The organism is Streptomyces sp. NPDC104581, assembly GCF_055583685.1.
The window spans coordinates 74993-92594 of sequence record NZ_JBVJNN010000011.1 but is presented as its reverse complement, the minus strand read 5'-3'; the positions used below and the strand labels follow the sequence as shown (position 1 = coordinate 92594).

Below are 17602 nucleotides of genomic sequence, written 5' to 3'. Positions count from 1 at the left end.
TTGACCGCCGAACCGGACCGGCGCGGCGTCAGGGTCGTTGATCGCGCCCGCGCTTCGCGGGGCCGGCGGTCACGCTCGGACCGCAAAAGCCTCCCTGGTCGCAGAAAGAAACGGAGTCGCGGCAGGCTCCGTCATCGGCCCCGTGCGCACCTCTTGTGAGCCCTCCGTGCTCGGCCCTACGATTCTTGACACGGGATATGAAACGATTCAATCAAAGGGGCGGTCATGGGCATGGGCTGGACACGCAGAGGTCTCCTGGGCACCTCCCTGGTGGGGGCGGGCGCCGGAATCGTCTCGCTCGCCGCCGGCCCGGCGGCCTCGGCCGCGACGCCCCGGGAGGACGCCCCCCGCGGCGACGGCCGGCTGCGTGTCGTCTCCCCGAAGGTGGAGTACGCGGACCAGGTACTCGGCACCGACGACCCCACCCCCCTGCTCTCCTGGGAGCTGACGGCCGACGGCCACGGCGCCCGGCAGAGCGCGTACCAGATCAGGGCCGCCACCGACCCCCGCGACCTCGCCAAGGGCCGCCAACTCCTCTGGGACACCGGCAAGGTGGCCTCCGGGCGCGGTGTCGCCGTACCCTACGCCGGGCCCGCGCTGCCGCCCCGTACCCGCTGCCACTGGCAGGTGCGCGTCTGGGACGGCGACGGCCACGTGTCCCGGTGGAGCACCGCAGGCTGGTGGGAGACCGCCCTCGGCGGCGAGGAGTGGGGCGCCCGCTGGATCGGCGCCGATGCTGCCGCCGCGCCGTCCGGCTTCGACGGGGCCTCCTGGATCTGGTCCGAGGGCGCGACCACCGGCGACGCCCCCGCCGGGCCCGCGTGGTTCCGCGCCGCCGTCGAACTGCCCGCCGGGGCGGACGTCGCACGCGCGACCGTCGTCGCCACCGCCGACGACGACTTCACCCTCCACCTCGACGGCGCCCGGGTGGCCCACGCCCCGCAGCAGCAGGACGGCTGGCGCACCGGCAGGACGGCGGACGTCACCGAGGCGGTCAAGGCGGCCGGGCGGCGCGTCGTCCTCGCCGCCGTCGCCACCAATCGCGGCGGCGCGTCGGTCAATCCTGGCGGATTCCTCCTCCGCCTCGTCGTGGAGACCACCGGCGGCGGGACCCGCGAACTCGTCACCTCCGGTGACTGGCTGACGGCCGGGAGCGAACAACAGGGCTGGCAGCAAGCGGACTTCGACGACAGCGGCTGGACGGCCGCCACCGTCCTGGCTCCGTACGGCGAAGGACCCTGGGGCGACGGGGTCTCCGTCGCGCGGCCCGAGGTACCCGCCCCGCTGCTGCGCCGTGAGTTCGCCGTACGGAAGCCGGTCACCCGCGCCCGCCTCTACATCAGCGGACTCGCCTACTACGTGGCCGAGTTGAACGGCAGGCCCGTCGGGGAGCAGGTGCTCGACCCCGCCTTCACCGACTACGACGAGACCGTCATGTACGCCGTGCACGACGTGACGTCCCTCCTGCGCCGGGGCGACAACGCCATCGGCGTCACCCTCGGCCGCGGCTTCTACGGCATGACCACGCCCAACGTGTGGAACTGGCACCGGCCGCCGTGGCACGGCGAGCCCCGGCTGCTCTGCCGGCTGGAGGCCGAGCACCCGGACGGCTCCCGCACCACCGTCGTCTCCGACACCGACTGGCGCATGACGGAGGGCCCCACCCTCACCAACTCCCTCTACGCCGGGGAGACCTACGACGCCCGGCTGGCCCCCACCGGCTGGACACGGCCGGGCTTCGACGACCGCGCGTGGCGCGCCCCGGGAGCCCAGCAGGCCCCGAAGGGCGCGCTGCGGGCCCAGCCGCACGACCCGATCGAGATCATCGACACCATCACGCCCACCGGGATCAGCGAACCGCGCCCCGGTGTCTACGTCGTCGACATGGGCCGCACCACCGCCGGCTGGACCCGACTGTCCGTCAGGGCTTCTGCGGGCACGACGATTTCGCTCACCCACGGCGAGAAGCTCAAGGACGACGGCAGCGTCCACGCCGAGACCGGACACGTTCCCGGCCGCTTCCAGCGTGACGAATACATCTGCGCGGGCGGCTCGGAGCCCGAGGTGTGGGAGCCCTCGTTCTCGTACAAGGGTTTCCGTTACGTACAGGTCGAGGGCCTGCCCGCCAGGCCCGAGCCGGCCGACGTGCTCGGCCGGACTGTCCACACCAGGGTCGAGGAGGTCAGCGCGTTCTCCTGCTCCGAGCCCTTCTACGAGACGCTCGACAAGGCCATGCGCCGCACGCTCCTGAACAACCTGCACGGCATCCCGACCGACACCCCCATGTACGAGAAGAACGGCTGGACCGGCGACGCCCAGCTCGGCGCGCCGACCCTGGCGTACGGCTTCGGCGTGCACCGCTTCCTCGCCAAGTGGCTGGACGACCTGAAGGACAGTCAGAACGCGGACGGGCAGCTGCCGGTGATCGTCCCCAGCGGCGGCTGGGGGTACGGCGATCTCGGCCCGTCACCCGAGTGGACGACCGTCTACCCGTTCCTGGTGCGCGAGATGTACCGGGTCTACGGCGACGACCGCGTCGCCCGGCGGCACTGGCCGGTGGTGACCCGCTATCTGGACTGGGAGCTGGACCGACTTGAGGACGGCCTGGCCGTCACCGCTCTCGGGGACTATCTGCCGCCCGGCTACGGCGGCAATCCGCCCGAGGACACCCGGCTGACGGCGACGGCCTATCTGCACCGCGCCCTGGTCGGCACAGCCGAGATGGGTGAACTGCTGGGCCACGACGACGTGGCCGGGCGCTACCGCGCGGCGGCCGCCGCGCTCAAGGACGCCCTGAACGCGGAGTTCCTGAACGACGCCGGGCACTACAGCACGGCGAAGGACCCGGACTACCGGCAGACGTCCAACGCGATCCCGCTCGCCTTCGGCCTCGTCCCCGCCGGGGCCCGCGCCTCGGTCCTGGAGAGCCTCGTCGCGGACGTCAAGGAGCGCGGCAACCACCTCAACACCGGGGCCCTGGGCACCAGCGTGCTGCTGCGCGTCCTGTGCGCGCACGGCCACCCGGACGTCGCGCACGCCATCGCGACCCGGCGCACCTACCCGAGCTGGGGCTACTGGTTCGACAACGGCGCGGACACCATGTGGGAGATGTGGCAGCTCGACTCCCGCTCGCGCGACCACTACTTCCAGGGCACCGTCGCGCAGTGGCTGTACGAGAACGTCGCCGGTCTGCGCCCCGGCGACGACGGCTACCGCACCTTCACCGTCCGCCCGGACGCCCGCAGCGGGGTCAGCTGGGCGCGGACCTCGATCCGTACGGTGCGCGGGCCGGCCTCGGTCGCCTGGTCCGAGGTCGGCCGTGATCTGCGGCTGACGGTACGGGTACCGGTCGGATCGAGCGCGGAGATCCACGTGCCGGCGGACCGGAAGGAACAGGTCACGGCGCCGAAGGAGGCCACGTACCTCCGCTCGGAGCCCGGGTTCCGGATATACCGCGCCGACCACGGTGCGTGGGACTTCGTGTCCCGAGGCTGACCTGGAGCGCCAGGTCGTCCTCCCGTCGCCGGACGGGCCTTCCCGCCCGTCCGGCGACTGAGGACACAACGCGGAGCCCGTCCGGCGATCAACAGCAGGCGTGGTGACGGAGCGTCAGCTCCGGTGCGCGCCGCCGGCGCGCGGCATAGACGACTCCCGCACCACCAACTCCGGTTGCAGCACGATCCGTTGGTGTCGGTGGCCGGCCGCGGACTCCCCGGTCTCCTCGATCAGCAGCTCCGCCGCGAGCCGCCCCATCTGCGAGGCCGGCTGCCGCACCGACGTCAGCGGCACCGCGGCGGCCGACGCGAACTCGATGTCGTCGTAACCCACCAGCGCCATCTCGTCCGGCACGGCGACCCCCGCCCCGTACATCGACTGGAGCACCCCCAGGGCCAGCAGATCGTTCGCACAGAACACCGCGCTCGGCCGGCTGTGCATCCCCAGCAGCCGCGCGCCCGAGTCACGCCCCGCCGGGACGTCCAGCCGCTCCGCCTCCACCACCCGCAGCCGGTCGGCCGGCAGCCCGGCCTCCTCCAGCGCCAGCAGCGCGCCCGCCCGCCGGTCACGGCACTGCGAGAGATGCAGCGGCCCGCACACGTACGCGATGTCGGTGTGCCCCTGGGCCAGCAGATGGCGCATCGCCAGCGCCCCGCCGGTGACATCGTCCACGGACACCGAACAGCCCTCGTCGCTCGACACCACCCGGTCCACGAAGACGAACGGGATGTCCTGGCGCCGGAAGTTCTCCAGATTGCGGCCGGTCTCGTCGGTCGGCGTGATCAGCACACCGCGCACCCGCTGCTCGCTGAACAGCCCCAGGTACTCGGCCTCCTCACTGCTGCTCTGCGCGCTGTTGCAGAGCATCACCCCGAGCCCGGACGCCCGCGCCACCCGCTCCGCGCCGGTCGCGACGTCCACGAAGAACGGGTTGGCCATGTCGAGCACCAGCAGCGCGATGATGCGGCTGCGGCCCGCGCGCAGATGGCGGGCCGACTCACTCCGTACGTAGCCCAGCCGCTCGATGGTGGACAGCACTCTGGCCCGGGTCTCCTCGGCAACCGAGTCCGGCCGGTTGATCACGTTGGACACCGTGCCGACGGACACGCCCGCCACCCGGGCGACGTCCTTGATACCCACCGATTGCGCCATCAGTCAGTGACCTCCACCAGCTCCAGACCGCTCAGACCGCCCAATGCGCGCAGCTCCGGAATGATGTCGCCGGTGGCGAGCGCCCAGTGGTGTCCCACTCCGCTCGCACTCCACGCGTCGGTCCACTCGCCCGGGTCGCGGCCGAAGTCGACACGCGAGGTGGTGTTGCCGATCTCCAGCAGCGGGCCTCCGACCACTTTACCCACCGCGGCGACCAGCCTGTAGCGACCGTCCCTGGACTGGCCGAGTCCCACCAGTGTCACCGGCCCCCGCCGTACGTCGCACTCCACGGACACGCCCCAGCCGCGCTTGCCGTGGTAGACGCCGAGACCCCGCAGCACCGGCCGCCGCGCGCAGACGGTGAGGTTGGCCGGGCCGTCGTGGCCCATCTCGACCACCCCGTCGCGGAAGTTCAGCGCCTGGAGCTCGGTGAAGGTACCGCCCGCGCCCAGCCGGTCCGTGATCAGCATCGCGAGCGACGTACGCAGCTCGTACTCCCCGCAGGCGGGGACGCCACGGGCCGTCAGCAGCGAGGAACCGAGGATCATGCCCGCGCCCAGGCGTTCGTGGATCTCACCCTCCAGACCGCGGTGGTAGTACGCCAGCGAGTCCAGCCCGAAGTCGTCCACCAGCCGGTCGAGACCGACCGACACCCTGGCCGCCCACACCAGGTCCTCCTCGACCACGGAGTCCGCGATCTCGAACGCCGCGCGGGTCTCGGCCAGCTTCGCCGCCACCGCCGCGTCACCGGCCTTCACGGCGCGTACACGCAGATCGTCGAACTCCAGGACCTCCACATGGCCGCCGAGATTCGCCGGCACCATCGTCAGGTCCGTCGACACGTCGTACATGCCCGGATACAGATGCCCCATCAGACCGTGCCGGCCCGTACGCAGTGCCCCGCGCACCCCGGCGGCCCCGATCCACCGGCCGATCCGTTCCCACGCCCGCTCGTCCTCCAGATACCCGGAGACGGACCGGAAGGGCACCCCGACCCGTTCGAAGGCGTTCGCCATCTCCGGCAGGGGACAGGCGCCGCAGTACGCCAGCCACTCGCCGGTGCCGAACGTCGCGTGGTCCATCGCCTCGGTCGGCTGGAGATTGACGAGCAGCACCGGCGCGCCGCTGCGCTGGGCGACGGGCACCAGCATGGTGGCCGTCATATAGGTGGTGAGGAAGCCGACGATCAGATCGCAGTCGGCGGCGCGCAGCTTCTCGGCAGCCGCCGCCCCCTCCTGTGCGTCGGAGATGAATCCGGCGTCCACGACCTCGGCGCCGAACCCCGCCAGACGGTCCGTCACCCGCCGTGCGGAACGCTTGAGCCGGGGGAGCAGATCGGGGAACTGGGGCCAGTACGCGCCGAGTCCGCCGGAGACGAGGCCGATCCGGGTACGGCGGGGCGTGGTCGGTGCGTTCATGGGCGCTGCTCTCACTCTCTGCCGGCTCTGTCGTGGGGTGGCGGCCCGCCTCAGTCGAGATGGAAGATCTCGGTGAGCGGCGCCATCGCGTCGTCCGGTCCCGCGCCGTCCGGCGACTCGAAGTACGGCGCCATCTGTGCCTGCCAGCGGGCGTTGACGTCCGTCGCCGCCATCGCGGCGCGGGCGGCGGCGAAGTCCTCGGTCTCCAGGTAGCCGACCAACAGCCCGTCGTCGCGCAGGAAGAGCGAGTAGTCACGCCAGCCGGCGGCGCCGAGCGCCGCGAGCATCTCGGGCCAGACGGCCCGGTGACGTTCGCGGTACTCGGCCAGCCGCTCCTGTCTGACCTTCAGCACGAAGCACACACGTGGCACGGGGACCTCAGAAGTCGAAGTCGCCGACGTTCTTCTCGTCGAAGACCGTCGGCGGGCCGAGGATGATCTCGCCGTCCTTGCCGACCGTGTACTCGCCGAGGTCGCCGGCCGTGAACTTCTCCCCCTCGGCCCCGGTGATCTGCCCGGACGCCAGGGCCGCCGCCGCGTACGTACCGAGGTAGCCCAGCTCCTTCGGGTTCCACAGCGAGAACTGTTCGAGCGTGCCGTTCTCGATGTACTTGCGCATCTGGTTGGGCGTGCCGAGGCCGTTGAGGACGACCTTCCCCTTGTAGGAGGAGTCGCCGATGTAACGTGCCGCGGCCGCGATGCCGACCGTTGTGGGCGAGATGATGCCCTTCAGGTCCGGGTACGCCTTGAGCAGGCCCTGTGTCTCCTGGAACGACTTCTGGTCGTCGTCGTCCCCGTACGCGACCTTGACCAGCTTCATGTCCTTGTAGGCGGGCTTGGTCAGCTCGTCCTTCATGAACTTGATCCAGGTGTTCTGGTTCGTCGCGTTCTGCGTCGCCGAAAGGATCGCGATCTCGCCCTTGTTGCCGAGCTGCTTCGCGATGTTGCGGACCTGACTGCGGCCGATCTCCTCGGAGCTGGCCTGGTTGATGAAGAGCTGACGGCAGTCCTTCGCGGTGTCGGAGTCGTACGCGACGACCTTGATGTCCTGCTTCATGGCCTGCTTGAGCGGGCCGCACACCGCGTTGGGGTCGTTCGCCGCGATCAGGATCGCGTCCTGCTTCTGCTGGATGAGCGTGTTGATGTACGACACCTGCGAGGAGGCGTTCGCGGTGGACGGGCCGACCTCCTTGCCGCTGGAACCGATCTCCTCGGCCGCCGCGATGCCCGCGTCGTCGACGATCTTCTCGTACGGGTTGTTGATCTGCTTGGGCAGGAAGGCGATCTTCAGGCCCTTCTTGAGCGGCGCGTCCGGATTGGCCTCGGCGCCGGCCGCCTTGGCCGGGCCGTCGTCCTTGACGGAGTCCTTGGTGGTGCCCGAGCAGCCGGTCACGGCGAGCGTCAGGGCACAGAGGGCGGCGGACGCGGCGACGGCCCGGCGGCGTACGCGCGTCTGCGACAGCGTGGTGGTGGTCACGGTGGGTGCCTTTCGGGAGGGTCGGAACGGGGAGGTCAGACGGGAGCGGAGACCGGGACGGACTCCTCGGCCGCCTTGCGCCGGTGCCGTCGCTCCGCGAGCACGGCGACGACGCGGGGCGTCAGCACGGAAGCGACGAGCAGCAGGCCGGTGACGATCACCTGGATCTCGTTGGAGATGTCGTTCAGGGTCAGCAGATTGGTGAGGAGCCCGATCAGCAGCACCCCGGCGACGGCGCCGCCCAGCGTGCCCTTGCCGCCGTCGAAGTCGACACCGCCGAGCAGCACCGAGGCGATGACGACCAGTTCGAGACCCAGCCCGTTGTCGGCGCGCGCACTGCCGTAGCGCAGGGTGTAGACGATCCCGGCGAACGACGCGACGAGACCCGAGACCACGAACAGCACCAGCTTGAGCCGCTTGACGCGGATGCCCGCGAACCACGCGGCGTCCTCCTGGGCGCCGATCGCGAACAGGGAACGGCCGAAGCCCGTGCAGTGCAGGGCGATCGCCGTACCCACGGCGAGCACCGCGAACAGCGCGACCGGGTACGGGACGAAGGTGCCGGGCACCGTCTCCGTGTACGCCGCGTACCGGGCGTACGTCTCCGGGAAGCCGGCCACCGCCTCGTCGCCGAGGATGACGGACGCCAGCCCCCGGTAGAGCGTGAGCGTGCCGATGGTGACGGCCAGCGAGGGCAGCCCGACCCGGGTGACGAGCCAGCCGTTCAGCAACCCGCCCACGGCGCCCGTCAACAGGCAGAGCGGCACGATCAGTTCGAACGCGAAGCCCGCCTGCCAGAGCGAACCGGCGAGGGCGCTGGACAGCCCGAGCATCGAGGCGACGGAGAGATCGACCTGCCCGGCGACCACCAGCAGGGTCATCGGCAGCGCTATCAGCGCGATCTCCGAGACGTCACCCAGCGCGGCCGAGAGATTGTCCGTGTTGGCGAACCCCTCCGTCGTGCCGGTGCCGGCGAGGAAGACCGCGATCAGCAGGATGCCGACCGCCGTGTCCCAGCGCAGATACTTCGTGAGTGCGGTCATCGCCGGCTCCTCTTCCTGAGCGCGCTGGTGGTACGCACCTGCAAGACGCGGTCGGTGGTGATGGCCGCGAGCAGCAGTACGCCGGTGATGGCCTGCTGCCAGAAGGAGTCGACCTTGAGGACGACCAGCGCGCTGCCGATGGTGGTGAGCAGCAGCGCGCCGAGCGCCGCGCCCCAGACGCTGCCCGTGCCGCCGGTGATGGCGACGCCGCCGACGACGACGGCGCTGACGACGGTCAGCTCCCAGCCGTTGGCCGCGTCCGCGACGACGGTGCCGAAACGGGCGAGCCACAGTGCGCCGGCGAAGCCCGCGACCGCGCCGGAGAAGGCGTACGCGGCGAGGATCCGGCGCCGTACGGGAATCCCCGCCAGCCGCGCGGCGTCGGGGCTGGACCCGATCGCGTACAGCTCACGGCCGCTGCGGTAGGTGCGCAGGAAGTAGCCGGTCGCGCCGAGGACGGCGGCCGAGATCAGCGGCAGATAGGGAATGCCGAGGACGCTGCCCGAGCCGAGGCCGAGCACGCCGTCGGGGACGTTGACGGCGTTGATCTGCTCACCGTGCGCCCACGCGTGGTCGATGCCCTGGATGATGTAGAGCATCCCGAGCGTCACCACGAGCGCGGGCACCCGGCCGAAGCTGACGAGCGCGCCGCTGACCAGTCCGCAGACGGTGCCGAGCGCGATGCCCAGCAGGACGACCGTCGCCGCGCTGTGGTCGGTGCCGGAGACGAAGTGGCCGCAGGCGAAGGCCGTGAGACCCACGACGGAGCCGACCGACAGGTCGATGTTGCGGGTGATCACGACGACGGACTGACCGACGGCGAGCAGGACCAGGATCGAGGAGTTGAGCAGCAGGTCCTTGATGCCCTGGTCGTCGAGGAAGCCGGGGTTGGCGATCCAGGTGCCGAGGACGAGCAGTGCGAGCGCCCCGCCGATCGCGATCTCCCGCGCGCGGAAGACGGCGTCGACGAGCGCGCGGGCGGACCGGCCCTCCTCGGCCGCGGCCTCCGGGGTGGGTTTGCCGAGCGTGGTGGTCATGGGGTCGGCTCCTTTGCCGCCGTGCCTCCGGTGGCCGTGCCTCCGGTCGCCGCGCTGTCGGTGGCCGCACGTTCCGGCGCCGCGCCGCCCCCGGTGCCGGCGGGTGCTGTCGGCGCGTCACCGGAGCCGGGTGGCGCACCGCCCGGCGTACGGCCGGTGGCCGCCGCCATCACCGTCTCCTCCGTGGCCCGTTCACGCGGAATCTCGGCGGTGAGCCGTCCCTCGTGCATCACGAGGATCCGGTCGGCCATGCGCAGCACCTCGGGGAGATCGGACGAGACCATCAGGACGGCGAGCCCGTCCGCGGCCAGGGACGAGAGCAGCCGGTGGACCTCGGCCTTCGTACCGACGTCGATGCCGCGGGTGGGCTCGTCGACGATCAGTACGGCCGGCTCGGTCGCCAGCCACTTCGCGAGGACGACCTTCTGCTGATTGCCGCCCGACAGGACGGACACCGGATCGGTCAGCCTGCTGTACTTGAGCTGGAGCCTCACCGCCCAGTCGGCGGCGCGCCCGTGTTCGAGCGCCCGGCTGACCAGCCCCCGGCGGCGCACCGCGCGCAGTCCGGTCAGACCGACGTTCCGCTCGATGGACATCTCCATCACCAGTCCGCGCAGCCGCCGGTCCTCGGGAACGAGAGCAAGTCCGGCGTCCATCGCGGCGGTCGGTGAACCGGCGGGCAGGGCGCGGCCGTCGACCCTCACCTCGCCCGCGTCCGCGCGGTCCACACCGAAGACGGCCTGTGCGACCTCGCTGCGCCCCGCGCCCACCAGTCCCGCCAGGGCGACGATCTCACCCCGCCGTACCTCGAACGAGACGTCCCTGAAGACCCCTTCGCGGGTCAGCCGGCTCACGGACAGCGCCGTCGAACCGGGCTCGCCCGTCTGCTTGGGATACAGGTCGTCCAGATCGCGGCCGACCATCCGGCGTACGAGATCGTCCTCGGTGAGCCCGTCGAGCGGTTCGGACGCGACACGGCGGCCGTCGCGCAGGGTGGTGACGTGCGAGCAGAGGCCGAAGATCTCCTCCAGCCGGTGCGAGATGAACAGCACCGCGGCGCCCTCGGCGCGCAGCGTGCGCACGACGGAGAACAGCCGGGCGGTCTCGCCGCCGGTGAGCGCGGCCGTGGGCTCGTCCATGATCAGGACGCGTGCGTCGAAGGAGAGGGCCTTCGCGATCTCCACGATCTGCTGGTCCGCGATGGACAGTCCGCGTGCGGGGCGCCGCGGGTCGAGCGCGACGCCGAGCCTGCTCATCAGCTCGGCCGTCGCGCGGTGTACGGCCTTGCGGTCGATGCGCCCGGCGGAGCGCCGGGGCTGGCGGCCCATGAAGATGTTCTCGGCGATGGAGAGATCGGGAAAGAGCGTCGGTTCCTGGTAGATGACGGCGATTCCGGCGTCCCGTGCGTCGGCGGGGCCGTGGAAGACGACCGGCGCGCCGGCCAGCAGGAGGTCTCCCTCGTCCGGGCGGTGGACCCCGGCGAGGGTCTTGATGAGGGTGGACTTGCCCGCACCGTTCTCGCCGGCGAGGGCGTGGATCTCACCGGGCCGCAGATCCAGCGAGACCTCGTGCAGGGCCCGTACGGCTCCGAAGGACTTGGAGACTCCCCTCAACGCCAGGACAGGGGCCGGGCCCTCGTCGGGCTTTTCCATGGCGGGCTCCTCGGCGGGGCTGGGTGTTCGGTGGTGTCGGCGACTCACGCATGAAAGGATTCAACTTTTCCGGAAGCTAGACGGGCGGAGCGGTGCGCGTCAATGGGCGTGCACCGGAAACCCGCGCCTTCTCCGTGTGAAGAGGCGATGCCCGCGTGATGGACGAGTTGCGGCCTTGACAGGCTGATCGGCCCGGCTCATCATCGCCCATGATGAATCGATTCATGGTCTGCTGAATGGAGCGTTGAGAGATGACGAGCCGATCCGACATCTCCGCCGTGCGGGCGGCCCTCGCGACCCAGGCCGTCGAGACGCCGTCCTGGGCGTACGGCAACAGCGGTACCCGGTTCAAGGTCTTCGCCCGGCCCGGCGTCCCCCGTACCCCCGAGGAGAAACTGGACGACGCCGCCCGCGTCCACGCCCACACCGGCGTCGCGCCCACGGTCGCGCTCCACATCCCCTGGGACAGGGTCGGCGACTACGGCGCCCTCGCCGACCACGCCCGCGAGCGGGGCGTACGGCTCGGCACCGTCAACGCCAATGTGTTCCAGGACGACGACTACAAGCTCGGCAGCGTCTGCCATCCGGACGCCGCGGTGCGCCGCAAGGCGCTCGGGCATCTCATGGAGTGCGTCGACATCATGGACGCGACGGGGTCACGGGACCTCAAGCTCTGGTTCTCCGACGGCACCAACTACCCCGGCCAGGACGACATCAGGGCCCGTCAGGACCGTCTCTCCGAGGCGCTGTCGGCCGTGTACGAACGGCTCGGCGACGACCAGCGGATGCTGCTGGAGTACAAACTCTTCGAGCCCGCCTTCTACGCCACCGACGTCCCCGACTGGGGAACGGCCTACGCGCACTGTCTGCGCCTCGGCGAGAAGGCACGGGTCGTCGTGGACACCGGGCACCACGCTCCCGGCACGAACATCGAGTTCATCGTCGCGATCCTGCTCCGGGAGGGGAAGCTCGGCGGCTTCGACTTCAACTCCCGCTTCTACGCGGACGACGACCTGATGGCCGGCGCCGCCGACCCGTTCCAGCTGTTCCGCATCATGTACGAGGTGATCCGGGGCGGCGGCTTCACCCCGGACATCGCCTTCATGCTCGACCAGTGCCACAACATCGAGGAGAAGGTCCCCGCCGTCATCCGCTCGGTGATGAACGTTCAGGAGGCCACGGCCAAGGCCCTGTTGGTCGACGCGGAGGCCCTGGCCGCCGCCCAGCGGGACGGCGACGTCCTCGCGGCGAACGCGGCGCTGATGGACGCCTACAACACCGACGTACGCCCGCTGGTCGCCGAGGTACGCACCGGACTGGGCGCGGACGCGGACCCGGTGGCGGCCTACCACGCGTCGGGCTACGGCAAGCGGATCGTGGGGGAACGGGTGGGCGGGGAGCAGGCGGGCTGGGGGGCGTAGACGTCCCGGGCGTGACTCCCCGGCCGAACTCCCTTGTCGGCATGGCCGGTTCACGATCGGGAGGCGGTTCCGCACTCCTCGTCGTCCGCCGCCATGCGCGCGTCCATAGGACCGCGCGCGATCCGGACATCATCCCACGGCTGATCCACGGGACCGCGCGGACCGGAACAGCCCCGCCCCGGAACGGAGTTCGGCACCGGCGTTGCCGCCGTACGCACCCGCAGGACCGCACGGACGGCAGCGACCGCCGGCCCTGTGAGCCGGGCCCCGCGCCCCCGTCCCCGTACCGTCCCCGTAGCCTCGGCGGTATGCCCGACGCCCCGCGCGGCCTGCGCGTGCTCATCCTCGGTGGCACCGCCGAAGCCCGGCGGCTCGCCGACGCGCTCGCCGCCGGGGCCCCTCACCTGCACGTCACGACCTCACTCGCCGGGCGTGTCAGCGATCCCGCCCGCCCCGCCGGTGATGTCCGTGTCGGCGGCTTCGGAGGGCCCGAGGCCCTTGCCGCGTGGCTCCTCGCGCACCGAGTCGACGTGCTCGTGGACGCCACGCACCCCTTCGCCGCCACCATCAGCGCCCACGCCGCGCAGGCGGCAACCGCCTCCGGCACCGACCACTTCGCGCTGCGCCGCCCCGGCTGGCCCGCCGACCCGCGCGACCGCCGCCACCCCGTCGGCTCCCTCGCGGACGCCGCCGCGCTGCTCCCCCAACTCGGCGCGCGCCGGGTCCTCCTGACCACCGGCCGCCAGGGTCTCGCCGCCTTCGCGGGCCCCGGACTGGACGGGACGCACTTCGTCGTACGCACCGTGGAACCGCCCGAGCCGCCCCTGCCCCGCAGTACGCGTGTCCTGCTGGACCGGGGCCCGTACACCGTCGACGGCGAGACCGCGCTCCTGCGCGAACACCGCGTCGACGTCCTGGTCACCAAGGACAGCGGCGGGTCCGCCACCGCCGCGAAACTCACCGCCGCCCGCGGGCTCGGCCTTCCCGTGGTGATGGTCGAACGCCCGCCCGCGCCCGAGGGCGTGCCCCAGGTCACCGGCGTACGAGCCGCGCTCGACCGGCTCGGGCTCAGTCCCGGGGCGTGTCCCGCCGCAGCAGATACGTGTCCATGATCCAGCCCTTGCGGGCGCGGGCCTCCGCCCGTAGCGCCACGATCCGGTCCGCCACCTCGGACAGCCGCCCCGACACCAGGATCTCGTCCGCCGTCCCGACGTACGCGCCCCAGTGGATGACCGGGTCCTCCGCCAGGTGGTGACGGAACGACTGGTGCCCGTCCAGCATCACCACCACGTCGTCCACCCCCTCCGGCCACGCCTGCGCCAGCCGCCGGCCCGTGGTGATCTGCACCGGGCGCGCCACCCGGTTCAGCCCCGTGCGGTGCTTGGCGAGCAGTGCCGAGACACTGCTGACGCCGGGGATCACCTCGTGCTCGAAGCCCACCGTGCCGCGCGCCAGGATCTCGTCCAGGACGCCGAGCGTGGAGTCGTACAGCGCGGGATCACCCCAGACCAGGAACGCGCCGACCTGGTCCTCGCCCAGCTCCTCGGTGATCATCCGCTCGTAGATGTCGGCCCGGCGGCTGCGCCAGTCGCCGACGGCGGGGGAGTAGTCGGCGCCGCCCGCCGCCCGGTCGCGCTCCGGGTCGCGCGCCTCCACCAGCCGGTACTCCCGGCCCTCGGCGATGTGCTCGGCGAGGATGTGGTGCCGCAGCCCGATCAGGTCCGCCTTCGCCTCGCCCTTGTCGAGGAGGAAGAACACGTCCACCCGGTTCAGCGCCTTGACCGCCTGAAGGGTCAGCTGGTCGGGGTCGCCCGCGCCGATGCCGATCACATAGATCTGTCTCACCGGGCCGAGTCTGCCTCATGGTGCGGGAAGCTCAACCGCCCGCGTAGATACATCGGATGACTGCGCGGGTCTTACGTTCGCCGCAGGTCACCGCATATGCTCCGGCCATGCGTGTCGCTCTCTTCGTCACCTGCGTCAACGACGCGGTGTATCCGTCCACCGGGATCGCGACCGTGCGGCTCCTCGAACGCCTCGGAGTGGAGGTCGATTTCCCCGAGGCGCAGACCTGTTGCGGCCAGCCCCAGTTCAACACCGGCTACCGCGCGCAGACCGAGCCGCTCGTACGCCGCACGGCCGCCGCCTTCGAGGGGTACGAGTACGTCGTGACCCCTTCCGGATCCTGTGCCGCCATGGTCCGGCAGCACTATCCGAAGACGGGCGACGCCTCCGCAGCCTCCCTCGCCTCCCGCACCTACGAGCTGACCGAGTTCCTGGTCGACGTCCTGCGAGTGACCGACGTCGGCGCCTACTTCCCGCACACCGTCACCTACCACCCGTCCTGCCACGGGCTGCGCCTCCTCGGCCTCGGGGACAGACCCCGACGCCTCCTGGAAGCCGTCGAAGGACTGGAGCTGCGCGAGCTGCCCGGCGCCGACGAATGCTGCGGATTCGGCGGCACCTTCGCCCTGAAGAACTCCGATGTATCGACCGCCATGGGCCAGGACAAGGTCAGCAACGCCGTCTCCACCGGCGCCGACGTCCTGTGCGGCGCCGACAACTCGTGCCTGATGCACATCGGGGGCGTCCTGCGCCGCGAAGAGGCTCCGCTGCGCGCCCTGCATCTCGCCGACATCCTGGCGAGCACCCGAGAGGAGCCCCTCGTATGAGCGGGACGTTCATCGGTATGCCGTCCTTCCCACGGGCGGCGAAGGAGGCCGTGCAGAACAGGACCCTGCGCGGCAATCTGCGCCACGCCACCCACACCATCCGCGACAAGCGCGCCAAGGCGGTGGCCGAACTGGCCGACTGGGCCGAACTGCGCGAGGCCGGGAAGCAGATCAAGGACCACACGCTCCGCCATCTCGACCGCTACCTCGTCCAGTTGGAGGCCAGGGTCACCGAGGCGGGCGGCACCGTCCACTGGGCGGCCGACGCCGACGAGGCCAACCGGATCGTCGCCGATCTGGTCAGGGCCACCGGCGAGAGCGAGGTCGTCAAGGTCAAGTCGATGGCCACGCAGGAGATCGGGCTCAACGAGGCCCTGGCGGCCGAAGGCATCGCGGCGTACGAGACCGACCTCGCCGAACTCATCGTCCAGCTCGGCGACGACCGGCCGTCGCACATCCTCGTCCCCGCCATCCACCGCAACCGCGGCGAGATCCGCGACATCTTCCGCGAGAAGATGGCCGACTGGGGGCGCGCCGCACCCCAGGGGCTCTCCGACACCCCGGCCGACCTCGCCGAGGCCGCACGGCTCCACCTGCGTGAGAAGTTCCTGCGCGCGAAGGTCGGCGTCTCCGGCGCCAACTTCATGGTCGCCGAGACCGGCACGCTCGTCGTCTTCGAGTCCGAGGGCAACGGCCGGATGTGTCTGACCCTGCCGGAGACACTCATCTCCGTGGTCGGCATCGAGAAGGTGGTGCCGACCTGGCGCGATCTGGAGGTGTTCCTCCAGACGCTGCCCCGCTCGTCGACGGCCGAGCGGATGAACCCGTACACCTCGACCTGGACGGGCACCGCCGACGGAGACGGGCCGCGCACCTTCCACCTCGTCCTCCTCGACAACGGCCGCACCGACACCCTCGCCGACGAGGTCGGCCGCCAGGCGCTGCGCTGCATCCGCTGCTCGGCGTGTCTCAACGTCTGCCCCGTCTACGAGCGAGCCGGCGGACACGCGTACGGCTCCGTCTACCCCGGACCGATCGGCGCCATCCTCAGCCCCCAACTCCGGGGCACGCAGAGCGAGATCGACGCCTCACTGCCGTACGCGTCCTCGCTCTGCGGTGCCTGCTACGAGGTGTGCCCGGTCGCGATCGACATCCCCGAGGTGCTGGTCCATCTGCGCGAGCGGGTCGCCGGCCAGGGCGGCAAGGGCCACCGGGTCGAGAAGGCCGCGATGAAGGCGGCCGGCTGGGTGCTCGACCACCCCGGTGTGCTGGGGGCGGGGGAGCGGGTCGCGTCCAGGACCCGCAAGCTGCATCCTTCGAAGCTGCCGGGCGCCGGCGCGTGGACGCGGAGCAGGGAGCTGCCGGAGATGCCCGCGGAGCCGTTCCGGGACTGGTGGAGGAAGAACCGGAAGCCGAAGACGGACGGGAGGAAGCCGTGATGACCAGCGACCCGGCAACCGAACCGCCCACCGATCCGCCCGGCGGCCCCGCGACCGGCCCGGCCACCGGCGTGTCCGCCGATCCGGCGGAGGGCGCCTCCGCCGCCCCTCGATCGGGCTCGCGCGAGCGCATCCTGGCCCGCATCCGTGCCGCCGTCGCCGACGCGCCCGACACCCCCGAGGCCACGCGCGACTATCTCGACACGCACACCCCCGACTCCGCCATGGTCGACCTGCTGGCCGAGAACCTCGCCGACTACCGCGCCGTCGTCCACCGCACCGACTCCGCCGGGCTCACGGAGCTGCTGGGGCGGCTGCTTGCCGAGCACGGCTCCCGTACGGTCCTGGTGCCGCCGGGCCTTCCGCCGTCCTGGCTCGCCTCCGCCGATCCGACCCGGGTCCCCGACCGCGAGGCGTCCACCGCGCAGGAGCTGGACGAGGTCGACAGCGTCGTCACCGGCTGCGCCGTGGCCATCGCGGAGACCGGCACGATCGTCCTGGACGGCGGTCCCGACCAGGGCCGGCGCCGTATCTCACTCGTACCGGACCACCACATCTGTGTGGTCCGCGCGCCGGAACAGGTCGTCGCCTCCGTCCCGCGGGCGATGCCGCGCCTCGACCCGACCCGTCCACTGACCTGGATCTCGGGCCCTTCCGCCACCAGCGACATCGAGCTGGACCGGGTCGAGGGCGTGCACGGTCCCCGCACGCTGGAGGTCGTCCTGGTCGAGGACTGACCCGGCCGGGGCCTCACGGACACCCCCGGCGGGCCGTCAGGTGCCGGACGCCCGGCGGGC

The 17602-nt window shown here is 71.5% G+C and carries 14 protein-coding genes; 6 read left to right on the top strand and 8 right to left on the bottom strand.

Features of this window, described 5'->3' with window-relative positions:
* Positions 1 to 231: 231 nt before the first annotated feature.
* On the top strand, positions 232 to 3495 hold the full coding sequence (locus ACZ61E_RS12005; RefSeq protein ID WP_469699466.1) for a family 78 glycoside hydrolase catalytic domain: 3264 nt from the start codon (positions 232 to 234) through the stop codon (positions 3493 to 3495).
* A 114-nt stretch (positions 3496 to 3609) separates the two neighbouring features.
* Here the strand turns inward: ACZ61E_RS12005 and ACZ61E_RS12000 are convergent, their stop codons facing one another.
* The 7 genes from ACZ61E_RS12000 to ACZ61E_RS11970 are packed head-to-tail and all read right to left on the bottom strand — an operon-like array spanning position 3610 to position 11273.
* Positions 3610 to 4647 carry a LacI family DNA-binding transcriptional regulator gene (locus ACZ61E_RS12000; RefSeq protein ID WP_469699465.1) on the bottom strand — a complete coding sequence of 346 codons (1038 nt, stop codon included), beginning with the start codon at positions 4645 to 4647 and terminating at the stop codon, positions 3610 to 3612.
* Positions 4647 to 6065, bottom strand: coding sequence for an arabinose isomerase (locus ACZ61E_RS11995; RefSeq protein WP_469699464.1), 1419 nt, complete (start codon positions 6063 to 6065; stop codon positions 4647 to 4649). The genes ACZ61E_RS12000 and ACZ61E_RS11995 overlap by 1 nt, the downstream gene beginning before the upstream one ends.
* Positions 6066 to 6115: 50 nt before the next feature.
* Complete coding sequence (locus tag ACZ61E_RS11990; protein ID WP_469699463.1) at positions 6116 to 6436, bottom strand: L-rhamnose mutarotase; 321 nt, start codon at positions 6434 to 6436, stop codon at positions 6116 to 6118.
* A 7-nt stretch (positions 6437 to 6443) separates the two neighbouring features.
* The gene (gene rhaS / locus ACZ61E_RS11985) at positions 6444 to 7541 is read right to left on the bottom strand and encodes a rhamnose ABC transporter substrate-binding protein (protein ID WP_469699462.1); all 1098 of its coding nucleotides are present in this window, start codon (positions 7539 to 7541) and stop codon (positions 6444 to 6446) included.
* Between the two features lie 35 nt (positions 7542 to 7576).
* Positions 7577 to 8584, bottom strand: a complete 1008-nt coding sequence (locus ACZ61E_RS11980) for an ABC transporter permease (protein ID WP_469699461.1) — start codon at positions 8582 to 8584, stop codon at positions 7577 to 7579.
* Entirely contained in the window at positions 8581 to 9621 is a 1041-nt protein-coding gene (locus tag ACZ61E_RS11975) for an ABC transporter permease (RefSeq protein ID WP_469699460.1), read from the bottom strand. Before ACZ61E_RS11975 ends, ACZ61E_RS11980 begins: the two co-directional genes overlap by 4 nt.
* Positions 9618 to 11273, bottom strand: a complete 1656-nt coding sequence (locus tag ACZ61E_RS11970) for a sugar ABC transporter ATP-binding protein (protein ID WP_469699459.1) — start codon at positions 11271 to 11273, stop codon at positions 9618 to 9620. The genes ACZ61E_RS11975 and ACZ61E_RS11970 overlap by 4 nt, the downstream gene beginning before the upstream one ends.
* Before the next feature lie 251 nt (positions 11274 to 11524).
* Between ACZ61E_RS11970 and rhaI the strand changes: the two genes are divergently transcribed.
* Positions 11525 to 12694, top strand: a complete 1170-nt coding sequence (rhaI, locus tag ACZ61E_RS11965; RefSeq protein ID WP_469699458.1) for an L-rhamnose isomerase — start codon at positions 11525 to 11527, stop codon at positions 12692 to 12694.
* A 308-nt stretch (positions 12695 to 13002) separates the two neighbouring features.
* The gene (locus tag ACZ61E_RS11960) at positions 13003 to 13806 is read left to right on the top strand and encodes a cobalt-precorrin-6A reductase (RefSeq protein WP_469699457.1); all 804 of its coding nucleotides are present in this window, start codon (positions 13003 to 13005) and stop codon (positions 13804 to 13806) included.
* On the opposite strand, the gene cobF is transcribed toward ACZ61E_RS11960, so the two are convergent.
* Positions 13763 to 14539: a precorrin-6A synthase (deacetylating) gene (gene cobF / locus ACZ61E_RS11955; RefSeq protein WP_469699456.1), complete on the bottom strand. Its 777-nt coding sequence runs from the start codon at positions 14537 to 14539 to the stop codon at positions 13763 to 13765. The genes ACZ61E_RS11960 and cobF overlap by 44 nt on opposite strands.
* A 107-nt stretch (positions 14540 to 14646) precedes the next feature.
* Between cobF and ACZ61E_RS11950 the strand changes: the two genes are divergently transcribed.
* From ACZ61E_RS11950 to ACZ61E_RS11940, 3 genes are read left to right on the top strand one after another with little or no spacing between them, the layout of a single operon-like run.
* Complete coding sequence (locus ACZ61E_RS11950; protein WP_469699455.1) at positions 14647 to 15366, top strand: (Fe-S)-binding protein; 720 nt, start codon at positions 14647 to 14649, stop codon at positions 15364 to 15366.
* Positions 15363 to 16805: a LutB/LldF family L-lactate oxidation iron-sulfur protein gene (locus ACZ61E_RS11945; RefSeq protein WP_469699454.1), complete on the top strand. Its 1443-nt coding sequence runs from the start codon at positions 15363 to 15365 to the stop codon at positions 16803 to 16805. Before ACZ61E_RS11950 ends, ACZ61E_RS11945 begins: the two co-directional genes overlap by 4 nt.
* Positions 16805 to 17542: a LutC/YkgG family protein gene (locus ACZ61E_RS11940; protein WP_469699453.1), complete on the top strand. Its 738-nt coding sequence runs from the start codon at positions 16805 to 16807 to the stop codon at positions 17540 to 17542. The genes ACZ61E_RS11945 and ACZ61E_RS11940 overlap by 1 nt, the downstream gene beginning before the upstream one ends.
* Positions 17543 to 17602: the final 60 nt, after the last annotated feature.